The 23,586-nt window shown below is 42.3% G+C and carries 12 protein-coding genes; 11 read left to right on the top strand and 1 reads right to left on the bottom strand.

The features are described from left to right. From BACCELL_RS00280 to BACCELL_RS00315, 8 genes are all read left to right on the top strand, one after another. On the top strand, positions 1 to 1,630 hold a 1,630-nt coding region (locus BACCELL_RS00280), incomplete at its 5' end, for a SusC/RagA family TonB-linked outer membrane protein (protein WP_007209458.1). An 18-nt stretch (positions 1,631 to 1,648) separates the two neighbouring features. Beyond that, positions 1,649 to 3,202 carry a RagB/SusD family nutrient uptake outer membrane protein gene (locus tag BACCELL_RS00285; protein ID WP_007209459.1) on the top strand — a complete coding sequence of 518 codons (1,554 nt, stop codon included), beginning with the start codon at positions 1,649 to 1,651 and terminating at the stop codon, positions 3,200 to 3,202. An 80-nt stretch (positions 3,203 to 3,282) separates the two neighbouring features. Continuing rightward, positions 3,283 to 5,685 carry a glycoside hydrolase family 2 TIM barrel-domain containing protein gene (locus BACCELL_RS00290; RefSeq protein ID WP_007209460.1) on the top strand — a complete coding sequence of 801 codons (2,403 nt, stop codon included), beginning with the start codon at positions 3,283 to 3,285 and terminating at the stop codon, positions 5,683 to 5,685. 31 nt (positions 5,686 to 5,716) lie between these two features. Continuing rightward, complete coding sequence (locus BACCELL_RS00295; RefSeq protein WP_007209461.1) at positions 5,717 to 9,157, top strand: glycoside hydrolase family 2 TIM barrel-domain containing protein; 3,441 nt, start codon at positions 5,717 to 5,719, stop codon at positions 9,155 to 9,157. A gap of 18 nt (positions 9,158 to 9,175) precedes the next feature. Continuing rightward, positions 9,176 to 11,920, top strand: a complete 2,745-nt coding sequence (locus BACCELL_RS00300) for a beta-galactosidase (RefSeq protein WP_007209462.1) — start codon at positions 9,176 to 9,178, stop codon at positions 11,918 to 11,920. A gap of 85 nt (positions 11,921 to 12,005) precedes the next feature. Continuing rightward, the gene (locus tag BACCELL_RS00305; protein ID WP_229098648.1) at positions 12,006 to 13,535 is read left to right on the top strand and encodes a right-handed parallel beta-helix repeat-containing protein; all 1,530 of its coding nucleotides are present in this window, start codon (positions 12,006 to 12,008) and stop codon (positions 13,533 to 13,535) included. A gap of 34 nt (positions 13,536 to 13,569) precedes the next feature. Further along, positions 13,570 to 14,979 carry a right-handed parallel beta-helix repeat-containing protein gene (locus BACCELL_RS00310; RefSeq protein ID WP_044153110.1) on the top strand — a complete coding sequence of 470 codons (1,410 nt, stop codon included), beginning with the start codon at positions 13,570 to 13,572 and terminating at the stop codon, positions 14,977 to 14,979. A 7-nt stretch (positions 14,980 to 14,986) separates the two neighbouring features. Beyond that, positions 14,987 to 16,429: a hypothetical protein gene (locus BACCELL_RS00315; RefSeq protein ID WP_007209465.1), complete on the top strand. Its 1,443-nt coding sequence runs from the start codon at positions 14,987 to 14,989 to the stop codon at positions 16,427 to 16,429. A gap of 100 nt (positions 16,430 to 16,529) precedes the next feature. Here the strand turns inward: BACCELL_RS00315 and BACCELL_RS00320 are convergent, their stop codons facing one another. Then, positions 16,530 to 17,567, bottom strand: coding sequence for an asparaginase (locus tag BACCELL_RS00320; RefSeq protein WP_044153112.1), 1,038 nt, complete (start codon positions 17,565 to 17,567; stop codon positions 16,530 to 16,532). A 450-nt stretch (positions 17,568 to 18,017) separates the two neighbouring features. On the opposite strand from BACCELL_RS00320, the gene thrA reads away from it, so the two are divergent. The 3 genes from thrA to thrC are packed head-to-tail and all read left to right on the top strand — an operon-like array spanning position 18,018 to position 23,009. Next, positions 18,018 to 20,450 (top strand): bifunctional aspartate kinase/homoserine dehydrogenase I, encoded by a 2,433-nt coding sequence (gene thrA, locus BACCELL_RS00325; protein WP_007209467.1) that lies wholly within the window; start codon positions 18,018 to 18,020, stop codon positions 20,448 to 20,450. 4 nt (positions 20,451 to 20,454) lie between these two features. Continuing rightward, positions 20,455 to 21,705: a cofactor-independent phosphoglycerate mutase gene (locus tag BACCELL_RS00330; protein WP_044153142.1), complete on the top strand. Its 1,251-nt coding sequence runs from the start codon at positions 20,455 to 20,457 to the stop codon at positions 21,703 to 21,705. A gap of 2 nt (positions 21,706 to 21,707) precedes the next feature. Continuing rightward, positions 21,708 to 23,009, top strand: a complete 1,302-nt coding sequence (thrC, locus tag BACCELL_RS00335; protein ID WP_007209469.1) for a threonine synthase — start codon at positions 21,708 to 21,710, stop codon at positions 23,007 to 23,009. Positions 23,010 to 23,586: the final 577 nt, after the last annotated feature.

Raw genomic sequence — 23,586 nt, forward strand, 5'->3', positions numbered from 1 at the left:
TATTGGTGCTGAACCTGCTTATATTCCTCAGGATTCGTATGGTAACCCTGTGGGAGGTAGTGGTAAGAATTACCTGACCGATGCTTATTATTCCGAAACTCAGTGGATCAACGAAAACATTATTACTTATCACTTTGATGTGAACGGCCATGCTTTCAACTTCTTGCTGGGGCAGTCTAACCAATATAATAATTTCCGTTCTACCACGGCAACAGGTGAAGATCTTCCGAGCGACAATATCACCGTATTGAACGGTGCTTTAAGTACTTCTGCTAAGGGAGATGCTGCCGAAGCTGCTTTGAGATCATTCTTTGGCCGTGTGAACTACAATTACAAGGATCGCTATTTGGCTGAATTCAACCTCCGTCGTGATGAGTCTTCCAGAATACCTAAAAAGAACCGTACCGGTTATTTCCCTTCTGTATCTGTGGGCTGGAACATTGCTCAAGAGGCTTTCATGGAGAAATATAGCTTTATCAGCCAGTTGAAACTAAGAGGTAGCTGGGGTGAACTGGGTAATCAGGAGATCGGTTACTATCCGTTTGCACAGTATATCGGTTTGGGTAATAACTATGTATGGGGTGACAACAAAGTTTCGGGTGTGGCTATTTCCTCATTGGCTAATCCTGACATTAAATGGGAAACAACCGCTACTACGGATATAGGTATAGACGCCGCTTTCCTGAATAACAAGATTACCCTTACTGCTGACTATTTCTACAAGAAGACTTCTGATATTTTGCTGCAATTGCCCATTCCCGGAATTGTGGGTATTTCTACTGAACCTTATGTGAATGCTGCATCAGTAAAGAATGAAGGTTGGGAATTCGCTTTAGGTTATAATGATCAATGGGGCGACTGGAAATTCGGTGCAAATGTCAATTTCAGTAAGGTGAAGAATGAAATTCTCGACCTGCACGGTAAAGATTCATGGATTACAGACTGGTCTATCAATCTGGAAGGACATCCTATCAATTCTTATTATGGTTATGTAGCCGATGGATTGTATCGCACACAGGCTGAAGTGGATGAAGCTAATGAAAAGAATTCTGTTGGCGGTGGTGCTTTGAAGTTGGGTGATATCCGTTATAAAGATGTCAGCGGTCCGGAAGGTAAACCGGATGGAGTAGTGGATACTTACGACCGTACAGTGATTGGTAATCCGTTCCCTGATTTTACTTACGGTTTTGGTTTAAATGCCGCTTACAAAGGATTTGATTTATCTGCTTTCTTCCAGGGTGTAGCCGGTGTAGACCGTATTGTGATGGATTATCCTACCGTTTCGGGTAATGTTACGACGGCATTCCTGGATCGTTATTCTGAAAGTGCTAACCCTAACGGGAACTTCCCGCGTCTGGGTAATGGTGACTATAACAGCCAACCCTCTTCATTCTGGTTGAAAGATGCTTCTTACCTGCGTCTGAAGAATATTGAATTGGGATACTCTTTCAAACAAGAATGGATTCGCAAGGCGAAACTGGAACGCCTAAGAATATATGTTTCTGCACAGAATATCCTGACTATTACCGGCATTGATGATTATGATCCTGAAAAGTATGGAACTGATACTCGCGGTCATGCTTATCCCAATGCCAAGACATTCTCTGTGGGCTTAAACATTACATTATAATTTAAAATAAAGAAGATCATGAAAAAAATATATTATTCAGTTATTTTGTCATTAGCCTTTTCCCTCTTTTCTTGTTCAGACTTCCTGGATCGTGAATCTTTGTCAGAGTTGTCTAACGGTAATTTTTGGAATACAGAGGCTGATGCGACTAAAGCGTTAGTAGGTTGCTACGATGCTTTGCAAAGTGAAGGTAGCTTGGGATTTTGCTGGCCGGGTGGAAATACTTGTAGTTTGCGTGAATTGGAATTTGCTACGGATAACGGCTATTTTGCCTGGATTCCGTGGGTGGGCCCCGATGTGATCACTACCAATACCATGAGCCCCACAGCAGCTGTTACTAAGGCTGTATGGAATGCTTCTTATGCAGGTATTGCACGATGCAATAATGTTATTGAAAAAGTACCGCAAATGCTGGAGAACGGTAAAATAGGTGAAGAAGCAGGTACAAGAATCGTTTGTGAGGCTAAGTTCATCAGAGCGTTGTTTTATAATCATCTGACCAGTCTGTACCGTGATGTTCCGAAGGTGTTTAATGTGTTGACTACTGAAACGAGCCAGGTACCTAAGTCGCAAAAATCAGAAATTGTAGCTGACATAATCAAGGACCTGAAGGACATTACTGCCGAAGGTATGTTACCTGTTACGGCTGATAGAGGCCGTGCTACCAGAGGTGCCGCATTGGGCTTACTGACCCGTGTATACCTGTACAACGAGATGTATAAGGAGGCTGCCGATGCTGCTTTACAGGTTATTAACCTGAGCCAATATGAGATAGACCCGAATTACAGTACCCTGTTTACGGAAGCTGGTGGTGCCAGCAAAGAAATAGTATTTGCCATTCGCTTTAAAAATACCGACCAACAAAATGGTGAGGGTGGTTTCTTAGCTTATAACTATGGTTATCCGATGGAATGGCAGTTGCCTTATCCGAATTTAGCAAACGATTTTTATTGCAAGGATGGCAAACCTATTACCTCTTCGGGAATCTATGATCCGAATGATGATTCAACTCGTGACCCGCGTCTGACGTATACACTGATGACGAAGAATGGTGATACGTATGACGGCAAGGTAAGTGATGCATGGTGGTCCTGGAACAGTCCATTCCAGTTGTTCATGCGTAAATATCAGAATCAGCCTACTACATGGGCTGCCGATAATCAGGATATGTATGTTATTCGCTACGCCGATGTACTGTTGATGCGTGCTGAAGCTTTGGCTAAGCAAAATACAGGTAAAGACGAAATTATGTCAATGGTGAACCAGGTGCGTCAGCGTGCTGATGTGATGATGCCGAAGGTGGAAGATGCTGAAGGTTCCAATCTCTCTTATGATCAATTGCTCGACGTGGTGAAGCATGAAAGAAGAGTGGAACTGGCTTTGGAAGGTACCCGTTATTTTGATCTTATGCGCTGGAAAGAAATGGATAAAGCATATGAAAGATGCCGGGCAGACGGTGGGGCAGGTTCTCATATCTTCGATTCGTCAAAAGGATATGTATGGCCTATACCTCAATCAGAGTTAGACAACAACAGAGCTTTGGTTCAGGCACCGGAATGGGGTGGTAAATAATTGAAATAAATTCCAGATAGAGGCTGGCCGGATGAAGATCCTGTCTGAAGGCCGGCCTTTGCTCTGCTAAATATAATAATATGAGAATTCTATACAGCCTATTATTTTTCTTAATAGCATTTGGAGTGAGCAGTTGTGGGGAAAAAGATTCCACACTTCGGGAACAATCTTTCGATGAGGCATGGTTATTTCATCGTGGAGATATTGCCGAAGGAGAAAAGCAATCTTTAGATGACTCACAATGGCGTCAGATAAATCTTCCTCATGATTGGAGTATTGAAGATATTCCTGGAACCAATTCTCCTTTTACAGCGGATGCTGCAACGGAAGTTGCAGGTGGTTTTACTGTAGGTGGTACGGGATGGTATAGAAAGCACTTCTACATAGATGCGGCTGAAAAAGGTAAATGTATTGCTGTCTCTTTCGATGGAATTTATATGAATGCAGATATCTGGGTGAATGATCGCCATGTAGCCAATCATGTTTATGGATATACTGCATTTGAACTGGATATAACCGATTATGTACGTTTCGGAGCTGAAAATCTGATAGCTGTCCGTGTGAAGAATGAAGGTATGAATTGCCGTTGGTATACAGGTTCGGGTATTTACAGGCATACTTTCTTGAAGATAACCAATCCGCTTCATTTTGAAACTTGGGGAACGTTTGTCACGACTCCCGTTGCAACGGCGGATAAAGCAGAGGTACATGTACAGAGTGTTCTGGCAAATACTGAAAAAGTAACCGGAAAAGTGATTCTGGAAACGCGGATTGTAGATAAGAATAACCATACTGTAGCTCGGAAAGAGCAACTGGTAACATTGGATAACAAAGAAAAAACAGAGGTTGGCCATGCGTTGGAAGTGCTTGCTCCGCAATTATGGTCTATAGACAATCCTTACTTATATCAGGTTGTAAACCGTCTTCTGCAAGATGATAAAGTTATAGATGAGGAATATATTTCAATAGGTATACGCAATATTGCATTTAGTGCGGAGAATGGTTTCCAGCTGAATGGTAAATCCATGAAACTAAAAGGCGGATGTATCCATCATGACAATGGTCTTTTGGGTGCAAAGGCTTTTGACCGGGCAGAGGAAAGGAAAATAGAACTACTGAAAGCGGCTGGTTTCAATGCGCTGCGCTTGTCTCATAATCCTCCCTCAATCGCTTTACTCAATGCCTGCGACCGCTTAGGTATGCTGGTCATAGATGAGGCTTTTGATATGTGGCGCTATGGTCATTATCAGTATGATTATGCACAATACTTTGATAAATTGTGGAAAGAAGATTTGCATAGTATGGTTGCACGGGATAGGAATCATCCTAGTGTTATCATGTGGAGTATTGGTAATGAAATCAAGAACAAAGAAACTGCTGAAATTGTGGATATATGCAGGGAGTTGACAGGTTTTGTGAAGACGCTTGATACAACGCGGCCTGTTACGGCGGGAGTTAATTCTATTGTTGATGCAACGGATGATTTTCTGGCTCCTCTGGATGTTTGTGGTTATAATTACTGTTTAAACCGTTATGAATCGGATGCCAAACGTCATCCGGACCGTATTATCTATGCTTCGGAGTCCTACGCATCCCAGGCTTATGATTATTGGAAAGGAGTAGAAGATCATTCATGGGTGATCGGTGATTTTATCTGGACTGCTTTTGACTATATTGGTGAGGCAAGTATCGGCTGGTGTGGGTATCCGCTTGATAAACGTATTTTCCCTTGGAATCATGCCAATTGTGGTGATTTGAATCTTTCGGGCGAACGTCGTCCCCAGTCCTATTTGCGTGAAACGTTATGGAGTGATGCACCGGTATCCCATATTGTTGTGACGCCTCCTGTTCCTTCTTTTCCTCTGAATCCGGATAAGGCGGATTGGAGTGTATGGGATTTTCCGGATGTTGTGGATCATTGGAATTTCCCGGGATATGAGGGGAAAAAGATGACAGTATCTGTATACTCCAATTGTGAACAGGTTGAACTGTTCTTGAATGGGGAATCTTTAGGAAAACAAGAAAATACTGCCGATAAGAAAAATACGCTTGTCTGGGAAGTACCTTATGCTCATGGAATATTGAAAGCCGTAAGTTATAATAAAGGCGGTGAAGTGGGCACTGCAACGTTGGAAAGTGCTGGTAAGGTTGAAAAGATCAGATTATCTGCGGACAGAACGGAAATCGTAGCTGATGGTAATGATCTAAGCTATATCACATTAGAATTGGTAGATAGTAAAGGCATTAGAAATCAGTTGGCTGAAGAATTGGTAGCATTTTCTATAGAAGGAGATGCTACGATTGAAGGAGTAGGTAATGCCAACCCTATGAGCATAGAAAGTTTCGTTGCTAATAGTCGGAAGACGTGGCGCGGAAGTAACTTATTGGTTGTTCGTTCCGGGAAATCTTCAGGACGGATTATTGTAACAGCAAAGGTAAAGGCACTTCCGGTTGCGAGTATTACTATAACTCAGAAAAAATAGAGATTGCCTAAAAATCAAATTTAAAAGAAGTATGAAGTTGAGAGCATTATTAAAACGATCTATATTTGTCATCATAAGCTCGTTGATTGTCACAGCATGCAGTCAGGGTACGGATTGTTCCGTACGAAAGATTAAATTTGATCAGGATTGGAAGTTCCATCTTGGCCAAATGGAAGATGCGGCAAAAGAATCTTACGATGATTCGGAGTGGCGGGTATTAAATCTGCCACATGACTGGAGTGTAGAGCCTCTTTCCGGTTCGGATGGCTTATCGGTAGGCCCTTTCTCCAAAGAAAGTGCCGGAGGTTTTGCTACCGGACAAACCGTAGGTGGTGAAGGCTGGTATAGAAAATCATTTACTATTGACCGTAAAGATGCTCATAAACTTCATTCTCTTTATTTTGAAGGAGTTTATGCGCAGTCCGAAGTATGGGTGAACGGACAAAAAGTGAATTTCAATGCGTATGGATATTCGTCCTTCAAATGTGATATTACTTCATATTGTCATCCGGCAGGTGAAGTGAACACCATTGCGGTGAAGGTTACGAATGAGGGGAAAAATTCCCGTTGGTATGCCGGTTCAGGTATCTACCGGCATGTATGGTTCATAAAGACCGATTCTGTCCATTTGGATGAATGGGCGGTTGCCGTACGTACTGCAAAGATGGCTGGTGATGAGGCTACATTGGCTATAGAGGCGGATGTGCTTAATGAAAAGACGGAGAAGGCAGGAGTAAATATGATGGTTACGATTATTTCTCCTGATGGTGAAGAGGTAGGAATGAAAGAGCAGACAGTGAGTGTTGACGCGGCTGGTAAGCAGACGGTTGCTTTCTCTTTGCCGGTGAAACAGGCAAAGTTATGGTCGGTTGATACTCCGCATTTGTATGAAGCGAAAATTTTAATTCGTTCCGGGCATGAAGTGTTGGATCAAATATCTGTTCCTTTTGGCATCCGTACTATATCCTTCAGTGCGAAGGAAGGATTTAAGTTGAATAATTTGCCTCTGAAACTGAAAGGTGGCTGTGTACACCATGATAATGGTTTGTTGGGGGCGGCTTCGTTGGATAGGGCGGAGGCGCGTAAAATAGAATTGTTGAAGGCAAATGGATATAATGCAGTCAGATGTGCCCATAATCCTCCGGCAGAAGCTTTTCTCCGAGCTTGCGATGAACAAGGTATGTTGGTGATTGATGAGGCTTTTGATCATTGGCAAAAAGAAAAGAATCCTCAAGACTATCATCGTTTCTTCGATGAATGGAACGAAAAAGATATTTCGGCAATGGTGCTGAGAGACCGGAATCATCCGTCTGTCATCATGTGGAGTATCGGAAATGAAATTCAGGAACGTTCGGATGATGCCGGTATAGAGATTGCTGAAAGATTAAGGAATATAGTGAAGAAATTGGATCCTTCACGTCCGGTAACTGCTGCTATTAACGATTATTGGGATAATCCGCAGCTGAAGTGGAAGGAAGATGCTGCAAAAGCCATGCAACATCTGGATGTGACAGGATACAATTATATGTGGTACGAATATGAAAATGATCATCAGAAAGATCCCTTACGTATCATATATGGTAGTGAGACTGTTGCGCAGGAAGCGGCTGTAAACTGGAACCTGGTGGAAAAACATCCGTATATCATTGGTGATTTTGTATGGACTGCCCTTGATTATCTGGGTGAAGCGGGAATAGGGCATACACTGGAACTGAGTAAAGGCGAGAAGAATCCACAGTTTATGGGTTGGCCCTGGTATAACGCCTGGTGTGGAGATATTGATATCTGTGGAGAGAAGAAACCACAGTCCTATTACCGGGATATTATCTGGAAGGAAAGGGAAATAACAATGGCTGTACAGCCTTTGCCGGCTGTCGGGAAAACAGAAGATGTGAGCTATTGGGGGTGGAAGAACGAATCTCTTAGCTGGAACTGGAAAGGGCTGGAAGGCAAACCGGTAAAAGTAAATGTTTATAGTCGTGCACCTAAGGTAAGGCTCTATCTTAATAATGAATTGCTGGGTGAGCAAGAAGTTTCAAAGAAAGACTATACGGCTACGTTCATGGTCAACTATCAGCCGGGTGAATTGAAAGCAGTGGCTACCTATGACAGCAGTGAATCTTCATGCGCTATTTTAAGAACCACAGGTGCTCCGGTACAGATACGTTTAATCGCAGACCGCAAGGTGATTAAAGCGGATAGGGACGATCTGGCTTATGTTACTGTTGAATTGATTGATAAAGAAGGCAGGATAGTACCTGATGCTGATATGAAAGTGACTTTAAGTGTTGTGGGGAATGGTATTATCAGGGGATCAGGAAATGCATGTCCTACAGATATGGAAAGTTTCCGCTCCTTATCACCTAAAACTTTTAAAGGTAAAGCAATGGCTATATTGCAACCGGATGGAAATGTGGGTGAGATAACCTTGAATGTTTCAGCAGAGGGGATGAAAGGAGCATCGATTACAATCAGAACGGTGGATCGGATGTCGGCTAAGCAAGAGGGAAAAGATATCGTGACTCCCGGCAGTATCTGGAAAGATATGGATGGAAATCCGATAAATGCACATGGAGGAGGTATTCTCTACCATGAAGGTACTTATTATTGGTATGGTGAATTTAAAGGTGATTCCACCTATCGCCTGGACTGGGTTAAAACCTGGGAGTGCTGGCGGGCTGAAGCCGGGGGGGTGGCTTGCTATTCATCCAAGAATCTGACAGACTGGAAATTTGAGGGTAAGGTTCTGCCTACGGTAGATGATGATCCGACTTCAGATCTTCACCCTTCGCAAGTGATAGAGCGTCCGAAGGTTATCTATAATGAGAAAACCGGTAAGTTTGTGATGTGGATGCATATTGAAAGCCCTGATTATGAAAAGGCACATGCCGGGGTAGCGGTCTGCGACTCGCCGACAGGAACTTTCACTTATTTGGGGTCTTTTAAACCGAATGGGGCAGATAGCCGTGATCAGACTATCTTCAAGGATGATGATGGAAAGGCTTATCATATCTGCTCGTCAGAATGGAACAGTACCTTATATATCAGTTTGCTGACTGATGATTATACAAAACCTTCAGGAACTTATGTCCGGAGATTTATCGGACAATCCCGGGAAGCTCCTGCGGTCTTTAAACGAAACGGTTATTATTATATGCTCTCATCCGGTTGCACCGGTTGGGATCCGAATAAAGCCAAATGGGCCGTATCCGATTCAATGATGGGAGTTTGGGAACTGAAAGATAACCCCTGTCTGGGGCGTGATGCCGATAAGACATTTTATGCCCAAAGTACCTACGTACTCCCCATTGAAGGGATGCAGGATCAATTTATCGCTATGTTTGACAGGTGGAATAAAACGGATTTAATAAATTCACGGTATGTCTGGTTGCCGATTGAGTTCGATGGAGACAGACCACTTATTCGCTGGGCGGATCAGTGGAGCACTCAGACAATGGAAGCGGTTTATTAACCTAATGATAGAATACAAATGAAAAAAATAGCCTGTTTATTTATCGGTTTTTGCCTGTTTACGAACTTATCAGCACAGAAAGTTTATAGGCTGGATGCTTCGGACGTCATGGAGACACCTTCGTGCGGTCATCTGAAGATGGGAAATCCGGGGCCTAAGGAGAAAGCAATAGAAGTTAATAGTCTATATATGACTATGGGCGGGAAGCCAATCCTACCCGTTATGGGAGAGTTGCATTTCTCGCGTATCCGTAAAGATTTGTGGGAAGACCGTATCTTGAAAATGAAAGCTTGCGGTATCAATATTATCTCTACTTATTTGTTTTGGAATCATCACGAAGAGATAGAAGGTCAGTTTGAGTGGGAGAATGAGAAGGATTTGCGCAGCTTTATTAAGTTATGCCGGAAGCATGGATTGTTTGTAGTTCCGAGACTGGGACCTTGGTCGCATGGAGAAGCGCGTAATGGCGGGACACCCGACTGGATCTTACAAAAAAAATATCTGAAAGACCGCTCAAATGATGTGGTTTATCAGAATTATGTAAAATGTTATTTTGCCCAAATAGCTAACCAGTTGAAAGGGCTTTACTATAAAGATGGCGGGAATATCATAGGCATCCAGTTGGAAAATGAATATTGGTATGGAAAGGAGGGTGAACCACATATCCAATGGCTGAAAGATACGGCTCTGGAAAATGGCATTGATGTCCCGATGTATACAGTTACGGGCTGGGGAGACGGTTCTGTTCCTCCTTTTGAGGTAATTCCTTTATGGGGAGGATATGCAGATGCTCCATGGGTGGAACATGTGGGAAAAGAATACCAGCCGGGCAACTTCCTGTTCGATTCGTTCCGTGATAATGAGAATATAGGTAACGATCAGATAAAGCGGCAAGATGTGTATATGACGTATGAAGAATATCCCTTCTTTACTTGTGAAATGGGAGTGGGTGTACAAAATACTTATCACAGGCGACTCAGCATCGATCCTTTAGACGGGTTGGGTATGATGATAGCCAAACTTGGTTCAGGGTCTAACCTGCTGGGATATTATATTTTTGCCGGTGCCACTCAGTTTACGGGTAAACTATGGTCTACTGAGGAAGAGCAATTGAAAACTGGGTATTGGAGCCGCTTACCGGTGAAATCTTATGATTTTCAGGCTGCTATCCGCGAATCAGGAGAAATAGCGGAATCTTATAAGAAGGTGAAAAAACTGCATTACTTTGTCAATGAGTATGAAAAAGACCTGGCTCCCATGATGCCTGTTATCCCGAAGTGGGAAGAAGATGGGTTACAGGTGGCTGTACGCTCTAATAATGAAACCGGCTATATGTTTGGGATCAATTACTCCCGTTATCATCCGAAGAAGGTACAGAAGAGTGTGAAGTTTGAGGTGAAACTGAAAGATAAAACGCTTCGTTTTCCTCAGAAAGGTATTGAAATGCAGGATAGTACGGTCTTTATCTGGCCCTTGAATGTGGAACTTGACGCTATGCGCCTGAATTATGCCACGGCACAATTGATGGGAAGTGTTGATAATTGCTATCTGTTTTTCCAGAACAGACAAATTCCAGTGGAGCTATCTTTTGATAAATCGACTGTGAAAGGAGTGGAGGTAAGCCGGGCTAAGATAAAGGAAGAAAGTGATAGTTGGGTTGTTAGCGGACTTAATCCGGGAAAAGATTGTGTGCTTAAAATACAATTGCAGAATGGAGAAGAAAAGTGTGTTGTCATTCTGACTGAAAAAGAGGCTGATAACTGTTGGTTATTGGAACAAGATGGGAAGAAAGTATGCTATATCTCTGATGCGGATTTATACAGTTCACTTGGAGATGTTTATATTTTCTCTACTGATAAGAAGGCTGCTTATTATAAGTTGAAAACGGGTATGAATCCGGGATTTGAACAGAAAACGGTTATTTTCAATCAGCAGCAAATGGATATTCGTATTCAGTCTAAGGGCATCCTGGAAGAGGCTAAATGGTTGGAAACAGCAAACTTTCATGGGATTGAACCTTATCAGCAGCGTTATCGTCGTTTCTTCTTTAAGGAATTCAATCTGGATAATCCTTCAGAGATTAAGAAAGTCACTTTGTTTATGTATCCGGAGTCGAAATGTATACTCAATCTGAATGATACTTGGGTAAATCAGGAAGTAAAACCAAACCAGTTAAATGAAATAGACCTTACAGGATATGCCAGAAAAGGTGTGAATCTGTTGTTTGCAAGTTTTCCATTTGTTGAGGGGAAGAAGCAATTTGCTGCACGTGTCATTGTGGAATACTATAATTATGACAGGATTGAATTTAGTACCGACTCTTCTTGGTTGACGACGGACTATTATTCCAACCCTTCACTCACACGGGTGTTTCCGCAACCGGTGGCTCCGGTGGTAGTAGATAAACCGGGATATGCCGAAGGTATTGCTTATAATACATTCAAAGAGTGGAGGATACAAGTGCCGACAGATGCATTGGAGAATTTGAATAACATCTATATGCGTATCAACTATTCCGGTGATAAGGCGGAAATCTATAACGGATATATGCTTTCAGATGATGATTATAACAGTCATGCCACCTGGACAGTAGGTTTGAACCGACAGGAACATTCTGTAGAGGGGAAAGAGTTGACGCTTGTGATTTATAAACTGGATAAAGACGAGAAAATCTTTTTTGACTTACCGGCAAACGGAACTGATGAGCAGGCTGATGTGAAAAAGATTGAATTTGATTTTGAATGTTTACAAAAGATAGAGTAATGAACTAAAACAAGAATTTGAGGACTGCGAATTGGCAAACTGTCATACGGAGAACTGAAGTTCAAAAATGAAAAATAGAATGAATATGAAAAATAGAATGAAAATGCTTTGTGGAGGCTTGGTTGTATTATTGGCTTCCTGTTCTTCACAAGTGACCCATACGAATTACTATTTTGACTCTGCAAATGGTAATGATGCCAATAGTGGAACGTCTGTTCAAACCCCTTTCAAATCTTTGGCTAAGCTTAAGGAATTAACGTTGAAAGGAGGAGATAGTGTTTTATTGAAATCTGGTACTGTATTTACGGAAAAGCTCTTTCTTTCGTGTCGTGGAGAAGAAAATAATCCCGTTGTATTGGGAAAATATGGCGGAATGGCAAAGCCACATGTGAAAGGAAATGGTGTGGATACGGCTGCTGTACATATCTTTAATTCGGAAAATCTGGTAATACGTGATCTGGAGATTTCTAATAGAGGTGATGCCCCGAAAGCCGGTTTGCTGGGGCTATGGATTGAATTGGATAAGTTTGGAGAATCACATAATATGGTCATTGATGACTTGTATGTGCATGATGTATATGGAAGTACGGTGATAGAGAAAGGTGGCGGTATCGGAATTTGTATTCAGAATGGCCGGGATAATGACAGTATTCTGAATCGATTTGTTGGAATGACTATTGAGAATTGCTATCTGAAAGACTGCCAAAGGGATGGAATTAAGTTTAAGGGTTACTGGATCAGGAAACAATGGAATCCTAATTTGGGAGTGGTCATCAGGAGGAATGTATTGGATGGAGTGCCGGGTGACGGTATTGTACTGGCTGGTTGCGATGGTGGATTGATAGAGTATAACGTGATGAAGAATTGCCCGAAAACGTTACCCGAATCCGAAGCTTGCGATGGAATATGGCCTTGGTGCAGTGATAATACATTGGTACAGTTTAATGTCGTAAGTGATCATAAATCTATTGTAGACGGGTATGCTTATGATTCGGACTGGGGATGTCGGAATTCGGTATTCCAGTATAATCTGAGTTATAATAATGATGGCGGCTTTATGTTGGTAATTGGTACAAACGGCTGGCCGGAAGATTGGTGTGTGAATGGGAATATTGAAACCAAGGTGCGCTATAATGTAAGCATAAACGATGGGCTACGTAATTATCTGACAAGTGCCAGTCATAAGGATACTTATTTTAGTCCTGTCATGCATTTTACCGGATATACACAAAATACATTGGTTGAGAATAACCTGTTTTATCTGTTCCCTAAACCGGAACCTCAGATAGACCGCACACTTTTCCACTTTACAGAGCACGATTCATCTTATGGGAAAGGCGATGTATTTGAGAATAATTATATCTATGCTCCTGAAATGACTGTGGCTGTAAAAGAAGAGAAGTCCGCTGATAATAAATATTCAGGAAATAAATTTGTAGGAAGTCTGCAAATTCCTGCTGCCGGATTTGAAAAGCAGGAAGGAATTTTCAATAAATCACTTTGGTATAATGCGGAAGATAAGAACTGGGATATTCTTCTTGATTTTTTGAAGGATAAAACTATACCTATTAATGGGAAAGAGTTGAAAGTACTTGACGTTATCGGTGCCAATTAATATAGGTTAGTATGGCTTATTAAAGATTGTGTTTATGCATAGATTATTATTGCCAATATTGTTATGTGTCAGTATGGTTGGCTGGGCCGGCAATACACGGAATTTCTATGTGGATTCTTTCAGTGGTGGAAAAGTTGCGAACGGTAGCATGGAGTTCCCATTTAAGAGTCTGGATGCTCTGGAAGATGTTAAGTTTCTGCCGGGGGATTGTATTCATTTGGCAGGTAATCAGATATTGAATGGAAACATTCATCTTAAGGGAGTGAAGGGCACACCGGATAATCCGCTTATTATCACTTCTTATGGGGCAGGAATCTCGCAAATTTATTCTGCTCATACTTCTGCTGTTGTTATAGATGACTGCGAGAATATTCATGTGAAGAATGTAGTGGTGAAAGGCTCCGGGCGTAAAAACGGGAATACAGGAACAGGTATTGAAGTTATAAATTCCAGATTTATCGAAATCGAAGAAGTGGAAGCTTATGGTTTTCAAGTGAACGGTATAGGTGTTAATGGCGGTGGCGATGTTCGAATAACACATTCGTATGTGCATGATAATGGTTCGAATGGAATTGAAGTGACCGGTGAGTGGAATACCAAATCTGTACGGAATATCTATATCGGTTATTGTGTTGCAGAAAATAATGCGGGTAATCCTACTGTTTCTGATAATCATAGTGGAAGTGGAATATTGGTGGGACATGCAACCTGTGCGATGATAGAGTATTGTGAGGCAATGAATAACGGATGGGATATGCCGAGATCCGGAAATGGACCGGTAGGTATCTGGGGGTATGAATCTGACAGGCTGACTATTCAATATTGTTTCTCTCACAACAATAAGACTTCTCCCACAGGCTTGGATGGAGGAGGATTTGACTTTGACGGTGGAATAACCAATTCATTAATGCAATACAATCTGGCTATGAATAATGAAGGTGCCGGGTATGGCTTGTTTCAGTTTGCCGGTGCAACTGAATGGAATAATAATATAATACGGTATAATGTGAGTGTAAATGATGGGATTAAAAATTCTCATGCAGGTATTTACGTATGGTGTGATCCGTATAATAAAGAGCTCCCCTTATGTAATACCAAGGTGCATGATAATTTGATTATCAGTAATCAGGGACATTCTATTTCATTTAATACCGGATTTTCTTCTGGATTGGAATTCTCGGATAATGTATTTGTTCTGACTAATGAGGGGATAAAACACCTGCAAGGTGATGAGACAAAAAATATGGCGATTTATAAAGGTAATTGTTATTGGTCGGAAGCTGCTGAACGACAAAGAATATCTCAACCTCGGGTATCTGAAGATACGAAAGCGAGATATGAGAAAACGGAATATATTCTTCCTGAAAAGATAGACATACTTCGGCTAAAAGAGATTCTGTCTGGTATGCTACCTGAAAGATATGACGTCACTAAAACGGAGTAGAAGTGTTATGAGAAAGATTTTATTAATGATTTTGGCCGGTACTGCATGCTTATTGAACAGTTGTGGACAAAAGGTGAGTAATGTTTTGCCTATCACGGTTTTTCCGGATAGCATCATAAGTGATGTTTCCAATCATCCGGTGGGTGTTAATTTGAATTTCCTAATGGATGGAGGTCGTTTCCCGGAGGCTGAAACGAATGTTGCAGGAGCGGTAAAGAAATTGGGGACCAAATATCTTCGGTATCCGGGAGGTGAGAAGTCTGATTTTTATTTCTTTAGCGTATCTCCTTATGAAACATCACATCCTACGCTGTGCAGAACTGCCGGTCTGGATAATTATCCCGGTATGTTTAAAGATGGGAACTTTGTTTATGATCCATTGGATTTTGATGAATTTATACATATCTGCCGGGAAGTAGGAGCGGAACCCGTATTGGTAGTTGCGGCAGATCGTTATCAGGATAAGATAGCGGAAGGTGAAAGAGTTTCAACTCGTCAGGAACTGCTGAATCATGCTGTAGAGTGGGTGAGGTACGCTAATATCAAGAAGAAATATAATGTTCGCTACTGGATGATAGGAAACGAAAGCTGGAATAAGAACAATGAGAATTCTACGGCAGAGATATATGCTCAGGATGTGATAGACTTTTCGAAGGCAATGAAGACAGTGGATCCTTCCATTCTTATCGTACCTAATGGAGATAGTGATGAGTTCTTTAAAACAGTTATCACTAAAGCCGGAGATTATATCGACCGTTTATGTGTAAGTAATTATGGGGTGTTTGATTTTAACTCAGGATATGAAAGTTATAAAGATACGACCCGATGCCTGATATGGCCTGCACAAACCGCTCTTAATGCCATGAATAAATATGCTACGCCGGAACAACTTGCTAAATGGAAATTGATAGTAGCCGAATATGGAACGATTGATTGGGCAAAACTCTGGCAAGGAACTAATGATATGGGGCATGCTATTGTTAATTTTGATATGACGGGGCAATTGTTGTTGGAGCCACAGATAGAGTTTTCATGTTTTTGGAATACCCGTTGGCCGGGAAATGAAAAACTGCCTCAGACAGATCACGATGCTATTGATTCAAATGGGAATATCAATCCTACAGGGTATTCATTGCTGATCTGGAATAGGTTTATGGGCGATAAAATGATAAAGTCCGAATCAAAAGGGTATATTATATCTTATGCGAGTTATTCTCCACAAAAGGATCAATTGTTTGTGTACCTTATTAATAAAGGCGACAGGGAAGAGAGTGTGAATATTGTTATTCCCGGTAAGGTTGATGCTAAAGTAGTTCAATGTTGGGAATATTTCGGTAAGGATGATAAGGATTTGGCTCCTGTGTGGCAACAAAGAGATGTGAAAGATAAAGATATAACTTTGAAGAAGTATTCAATAACAGTTATAGAATATAAATTGACGGAGGGATAATAGTACTTGAATTGATACATTGTAGTATAAGGGACGCTTATCAGGAATACTGATAGGCGACCCTTATGTGTTATTTAGACAAACTGATTATGAGGCGTATTTAGGTGGTAATTTCTCCTGCCATCGGAGTACGCATTCTTTTTCGTACCTCATCAGGCGTATAACCGTGGCCCAGTAGAAACATCAGTTTAGTAACGGCAGACTCCGTTGTACTATCATATCCGCAAACTACTCCCGCCTGCATTAATTGATAGCCCGTTTCATAACGTTCCATTTCTACGGTTCCGGCACTACACTGGGTGACGTTGACGATGACTATCCCTTGCTCGCAAGCATTCCGCAAACGGCGTATGAACCACTCCTTGCGGGGAGCATTTCCCGAACCGTAAGTTTCGAGCACGACAGCTTTCAATCCCTCAATGCTCAATATACTTGATACTACATTCTCCTGAATACCCGGAAAGAGTTTTAGGACAGCAACATTGGTATCTAAAAGATAATGTGGCTTCAGTTCCCGTTCAACTTCCTTAAAGCGGATTTGCACATTATTATATTTAATATGAATACCTGCTTCTGCCAATACGGGATAGTTGAATGAACGGAATGCATTGAAGTTCTCTGCATTCATCTTGATGGTACGATTGCCGCGCATCAGGTGATTCTCAAAAAAGATGCAGACTTCGGGTACAAGCGGATTGCTTTTTGCATCACGTGCACTGGCTATTTCAAGACTGGTAAGAAGGTTTTCTTTTCCGTCCGTGCGGAGTACTCCGATAGGGAGTTGTGAGCCGGTGAGGATGACAGGTTTGCTCAACCCTTCTAACATAAAGCTAAGGGCAGATGCGGTATATGCCATCGTATCCGTGCCGTGCAGAATTACAAAACCTGTGTATCTATCGTAATGGTCACTAATGATATGTACCAGTTTGCGCCAAGCTTCCGGGTCCATATCCGAAGAGTCCATCGGAGGATCGAACTGGTAAGTATCGATATGGAATGTGAAATTTTGCAGTTCCGGTACGTGCTTTTTCAGCTGCTCGAGATTGAAATTCTCTAAAGCACCCGTTTCGGGGTTTTCTATCATTCCGATGGTTCCACCGGTATAGATTAGCAAAATGGAAGTTATATTTGGACTCATATGCATTCTCTTACGATAATTTAGTGCAAATATAATGATATATCTTGGATTTAATATCAAAATGTTATAAAACTGTGCCGCTGATAGTGGAATATTGTATGGTTATGTGTGAAAATGACACTTCGCTCTTTTGCATATTTCTGCCTCTTTTGAGGCCTTTCTATATTTTTATTACAAAAAAACCACAAAATGTGATAGATTGAATGTTTTTATTATTACTTTTGCGACACTTATCAATAATGAAAGAAACAGAGAGTATGAACAAGTACTATCAACATACAGTCACATCCATGTGCATGACCATGACCCTTAGGGGTTAATGGATAGTATTTGTGTTTCTACGTGTTACACTATTTTTCAGCAGTTTTTCTTATTTAATTCAAGTCAATACAGGTATATACGTCCTGTTTCCGACACATTGTATCAACCTTATCAATAGTAATAAAGGATATGAAAGTAATAAAATTCGGCGGAACGTCCGTAGGTTCCGCGAACAGTATTTTGAGCGTAAAGAGAATTGTAGAAGCAGTAGAAGAACCGGTAATTGTGGTGGTTTCCGCGCTGGGGGGCATCACAGACAAGCTGATAAACACGTCGAAAATGGCGGCTGCTGGTGATGCTGCTTACGAAAATGAGTTTCGCGAAATTGTTTACCGCCATGTGGAAATGATTAAAGAAGTGATTCCTGCTGGTGAGGGGCAAGTGGAACTGCAGCGCCAGATCGGTGAATTGCTCAATGAACTGAAAGATATTTTCCAGGGTATTTATCTGATAAAGGACCTTTCGCAAAAGACCTCCGATACGATTGTCAGCTATGGCGAGCGTTTATCATCCATTATCGTTGCAGAGTTGACAGGAGCCGAATGGTTTGATTCACGCAAGTTCATCAAAACTGAAAAGAAGCACTCCAAGTATGTATTGGATACCGAGTTGACGAATGAATTGATTCGTGAAACATTCAGCACTTTGCCGAAGCGTGCGTTGGTTCCGGGTTTCATCTCTACTGATAAGGTGACGGGAGATGTTACGAACCTGGGTCGTGGTGGTTCCGATTATACAGCTTCGGTTATTGCGGCGGCATTGGATGCCGACCAATTGGAAATCTGGACGGATGTGGATGGTTTCATGACTGCAGATCCGCGTGTGATTTCTACCGCTTATACCATTAACGAACTGAGTTATGTAGAGGCAACGGAGCTTTGTAACTTCGGTGCCAAGGTAGTATATCCGCCGACTATTTATCCGGTTTGCCACAAGAATATTCCTATTTTAATAAAGAATACATTCAATCCCGAAGGAACGGGAACGATTATCAGACAGGAAGTATCCGATCCGCGTACGAAAGCGATTAAGGGTATTTCTTCTATCAATGATACCAGTCTGATTACTGTGCAGGGTTTGGGTATGGTAGGTGTGATTGGTGTGAACTACCGCATCTTTAAGGCACTGGCAAAGAATGGTATCAGTGTGTTCCTTGTATCTCAGGCATCTTCGGAGAACTCTACGTCTATCGGTGTGCGTAATGCGGATGCCGACTTGGCATGTGAAGTGCTGAACGAGGAGTTTGCCAAAGAGATTGAAATGGGTGAGATTTCTCCGATACAGGCGGAGAAGAACCTGGCTACGGTAGCTATTGTAGGTGAAAATATGAAGCATACGCCGGGTATTGCCGGAAAGCTGTTCGGTACGTTGGGACGTAACGGTATCAATGTGATAGCTTGTGCTCAGGGCGCCTCGGAAACAAATATCTCATTTGTAGTGGATTCCAAATCATTGCGTAAATCATTGAACGTTATCCACGATTCATTCTTCCTGTCGGAATACCAGGTACTGAACCTCTTTATTTGTGGTATTGGTACGGTAGGCGGTAGCCTGGTGGAACAAATCCGCTGCCAACAGCAGAAGCTGATGATGGAGAATGGATTGAAGCTACATATTGTGGGTATCGCTGATGCCGACCGGGCTATGTTTAGCCGTGAAGGCTTCGATCTGACAGATTTCCGTGCAGAACTGGCAGAGAAGGGCAAACCGAGCACGCTGGAAACTTTACGTGACGAGATTATCGGCATGAATATCTTCAACTCGGTATTTGTAGACTGTACGGCAAGTGCGGCAGTTGCTTCCTTGTACAAAGACTTGTTGTTACACAACGTTTCTGTAGTGGCTGCCAATAAGATTGCCGCTTCTTCGGAATATGAGAACTACCGTGAATTGAAACAGATTGCCCGTCAGCGTGGTGTGAAGTATCTCTTTGAAACGAATGTGGGTGCGGGACTTCCGATTATCAATACGATCAATGACCTTATCCATAGCGGTGACAAGATATTGAAGATTGAAGCTGTACTGAGTGGTACACTGAATTATATCTTTAATAAGATCAGTGCGGATATTCCTTTCAGCAAGACCATTAAGATGGCGCAGGAAGAGCGTTACTCCGAACCGGACCCGCGTATCGACCTGAGTGGCAAGGACGTTATCCGTAAACTGGTGATCCTGGCACGTGAAGCCGGTTACAGACTGGAACAGTCGGATGTAGAAAAGAACCTGTTCGTACCCGATGATTTCTTTGAAGGTTCGCTGGATGATTTCTGGAAGAAAGTGCCGAGCCTGGATGCGGACTTCGAAGCCCGTCGCAAGGTGCTGGAAGCTGAGAACAAGCACTGGCGTTTTGTTGCTAAACTGGAGAATGGCAAAGCATCAGTCGGCCTGCAGGAAGTGGGTGTAAATCATCCGTTCTATGGTTTGGAAGGTAGTAACAATATTATTCTGCTGACTACAGAACGTTATAAAGAATATCCGATGATGATACAAGGATACGGTGCCGGTGCCGGAGTGACGGCGGCAGGTGTATTTGCGGATATCATGAGTATTGCAAATGTTTAATAAAATGAAACATATAATCATATTAGGCGATGGAATGGCGGATTGGCCTGTGGAGTCATTGGGCGGTAAGACGCTGATGCAATATGCCAAGACGCCTTATATGGATAAACTGGCGAGCATGGGGCGTACGGGGCGGTTGAAAACTGTTGCCGATGGTTTCCATCCCGGTAGTGAGGTAGCGAATATGTCCGTTTTGGGCTATGACCTGCCGAAAGTTTATGAAGGACGAGGACCTCTGGAAGCTGCCAGCATCGGTGTGGATTTGAAACCGGGCGAGATGGCAATGCGTTGTAACATCATTTGCATTGAAGGCGATCATATTAAAAACCATTCTGCCGGACACATCACAACGGAAGAAGCCGATGTATTGGTGAAGTACTTGCAGGAACATCTGGGCAATGAGCGGGTGTGTTTCTATACAGGCGTGCAATATCGTCATTTATTGGTGATCAAAGGTGGAGATAAACGTATTGATTGTACGCCACCGCACGATGTGCCCTTGAAACCTTTCCGCCCGTTACTGGTGAAACCGATGTCGGGTACGGAGAATATAACAGTTCCCGAAGGCGGTGCAGAACTGACTCCGCAACAAACCGCTGATTTGATTAATGATCTTATCCTGCGTTCGCAGGAGCTTTTGGAAAATCATCCGTTGAATCAGAAGCGGATGGCGGAAGGGAAAGACCCGGCTAACAGTATTTGGCCTTGGAGTCCCGGCTATCGTCCTAAAATGGAACGTTTGTCTGATAAGTTCCCACAAGTGAAACGGGGGGCAGTGATTTCTGCTGTAGACCTGATCAATGGTATCGGATATTATGCGGACTTGCGTCGCCTGACAGTGGAAGGTGCAACGGGCTTGTATGATACCAATTATGAAAATAAAGTAGCTGCTGCACTGGAAGCCCTGAAGACGGATGATTTCGTCTATCTGCATATCGAGGCCAGCGATGAGGCCGGACATGAAGGGAATGTGGATTTAAAACTTCTGACGATCGAGAATCTGGATAGCCGTGCTGTAGGTCCTATATATGAAGCCGTGAAAGATTGGGAGGAACCGGTAGCTATTGCCGTATTGCCCGATCATCCTACTCCATGTGAACTCCGTACACATACCAATGAACCGATCCCTTTCTTCATCTGGTATCCGGGTATTGAACCGGATAGTGTACAGACCTTTGATGAAGCGTCTGTTTGCGAAGGTAGTTACGGATTATTGAAGGAAGATGAGTTTATTAATGAATTTATGAAAAGCTGATTATGAAATATTACAGTACCAACAAACAAGCTCCCGATGCCAGCCTGGAAGAAGCCGTAGTGAAGGGACTTGCTGCCGACAAAGGACTTTTCATGCCATATAGCATTAAACCTTTGCCACAAGATTTTTATGATAGTATTGATACTCTTTCTTTTCAGGAGATTGCCTATCGCGTAGCCGATGCTTTCTTTGGGGAAGATGTACCTGCCGAAACATTGAAACAAATCGTTTACGATACATTGAATTTTGATGTTCCTTTGGTGAAGGTGACGGAAGATATTTATTCACTCGAACTTTTCCATGGCCCGACGCTTGCTTTCAAAGATGTGGGCGGGCGTTTCATGGCCCGTCTTTTAGGATATTTCATCAGAAAAGAAGGTAAGAAACAAGTCAATGTGTTGGTTGCTACCTCTGGTGATACGGGAAGTGCGGTAGCTAATGGTTTCCTCGGTGTGGAGGGTATTCATGTATATGTGCTTTATCCTAAAGGGAAGGTCAGCGAAATACAGGAGAAACAATTTACGACTCTCGGACAGAATATCACAGCCCTTGAGATAGACGGTACATTCGATGATTGCCAGGCGTTGGTGAAGTCTGCTTTTATGGATAAGGAACTGAATGAGCATCTGCAACTTACCAGTGCCAATTCCATAAATGTAGCACGCTTCTTACCGCAGGCTTTCTATTACTTCTATGCTTATGCTCAACTGAAGAAGATAGGCAAGGCGAACAATGCCGTTATCTGTGTTCCGAGCGGTAATTTTGGAAATATCACTGCCGGATTGTTTGGTAAACGTATGGGATTGCCTGTGAAGCGTTTCATTGCTGCCAATAACCGTAACGATATCTTCTATCAATATTTGCAAACCGGAGTTTATACTCCACGTCCTTCTATCGCTACCATTGCCAATGCTATGGATGTGGGCGATCCGAGTAACTTTGCGCGTGTGCTCGATCTTTATGGAGGTAGTCATGCGGCCATTTCTACTGAAATCAGTGGTACTACTTATACTAATGAACAGATTGCCGAAACGATGCGTGAAACGTGGAAGGAATGTCATTACCTGCTTGATCCACATGGAGCCTGTGGTTTCCGTGCTCTGAAAGAAGGATTGAAACCAGGTGAAACTGGTGTTTTCCTGGAGACTGCGCATCCGGCAAAATTCCTCGAAACGGTGGAAGGTATTATCGGCGAAACCGTAGAGATTCCTGCGAAACTGAAAGCTTTTATGCAAGGTGAAAAGCAAAGTCTGTCGATGACAAAGGAATTTGCTGATTTTAAAAGCTATCTATTGTCGCTATAAGAAGCGGAATTTCTTTAAGCAGGAAGAAATAAAGATCCGAAAGCTTGACTTTGGTGTTTCAATATAGTATATTTGTAACCGTAATTTTAACTCAGATTCAAGTTTAAATTAGCATAAGAGGAGGGGCATTGCTTCTCCTCTCTTTTTTTATCCCATCTGAAATGCCACATTTGATCTTCCCGAATGCCACATCTTAATGACTAAAATGCCACACTCTAACAGGCAAATAGTGTGGCATTTACCCGGTTAGAATGTGGCATTTGCCTTATTCAACTGTGGAAAACACACCATCTACTTGTGGCAAACGCATCATCTGTTTGCATGAAACACATGATGTGTTCGGGGGATTCAGACCATCTGTTTCAGAGGTATGCTACTATGGACAACAGTGATAAACCACTTGCCAGAGTTAAGAATGCATAAATCTGCTCTTGACAGAAAATCAGTAACTACTCAAGGATAATATTATTATAACATGAAAAAAGGCCTCTGCCAACTATGTTGGATTGTTTTTTTATACCTTTGTACCCATATTCATTAATATTGCGAACAAGGAGTTGAAATAGACTTATAATGG

Source organism: Bacteroides cellulosilyticus DSM 14838 (assembly GCF_000158035.1).
In the GTDB taxonomy this organism is placed as follows: domain Bacteria; phylum Bacteroidota; class Bacteroidia; order Bacteroidales; family Bacteroidaceae; genus Bacteroides; species Bacteroides cellulosilyticus.

Excerpts from the sequence above, each read along its gene's own strand:
- BACCELL_RS00310 (WP_044153110.1), top strand. The coding sequence starts at position 13,570 with ATGCATAGATTATTATTGCCAATATTGTTATGTGTCAGTATGGTTGGC.
- thrA (WP_007209467.1), top strand. The coding sequence starts at position 18,018 with ATGAAAGTAATAAAATTCGGCGGAACGTCCGTAGGTTCCGCGAACAGT.
- BACCELL_RS00295 (WP_007209461.1), top strand. The coding sequence starts at position 5,717 with ATGAAGTTGAGAGCATTATTAAAACGATCTATATTTGTCATCATAAGC.
- BACCELL_RS00320 (WP_044153112.1), bottom strand. The coding sequence starts at position 17,567 with ATGAGTCCAAATATAACTTCCATTTTGCTAATCTATACCGGTGGAACC.
- BACCELL_RS00315 (WP_007209465.1), top strand. The coding sequence starts at position 14,987 with ATGAGAAAGATTTTATTAATGATTTTGGCCGGTACTGCATGCTTATTG.
- BACCELL_RS00330 (WP_044153142.1), top strand. The coding sequence starts at position 20,455 with ATGAAACATATAATCATATTAGGCGATGGAATGGCGGATTGGCCTGTG.
- BACCELL_RS00285 (WP_007209459.1), top strand. The coding sequence starts at position 1,649 with ATGAAAAAAATATATTATTCAGTTATTTTGTCATTAGCCTTTTCCCTC.
- BACCELL_RS00290 (WP_007209460.1), top strand. The coding sequence starts at position 3,283 with ATGAGAATTCTATACAGCCTATTATTTTTCTTAATAGCATTTGGAGTG.
- BACCELL_RS00305 (WP_229098648.1), top strand. The coding sequence starts at position 12,006 with ATGAAAAATAGAATGAAAATGCTTTGTGGAGGCTTGGTTGTATTATTG.
- thrC (WP_007209469.1), top strand. The coding sequence starts at position 21,708 with ATGAAATATTACAGTACCAACAAACAAGCTCCCGATGCCAGCCTGGAA.
- BACCELL_RS00300 (WP_007209462.1), top strand. The coding sequence starts at position 9,176 with ATGAAAAAAATAGCCTGTTTATTTATCGGTTTTTGCCTGTTTACGAAC.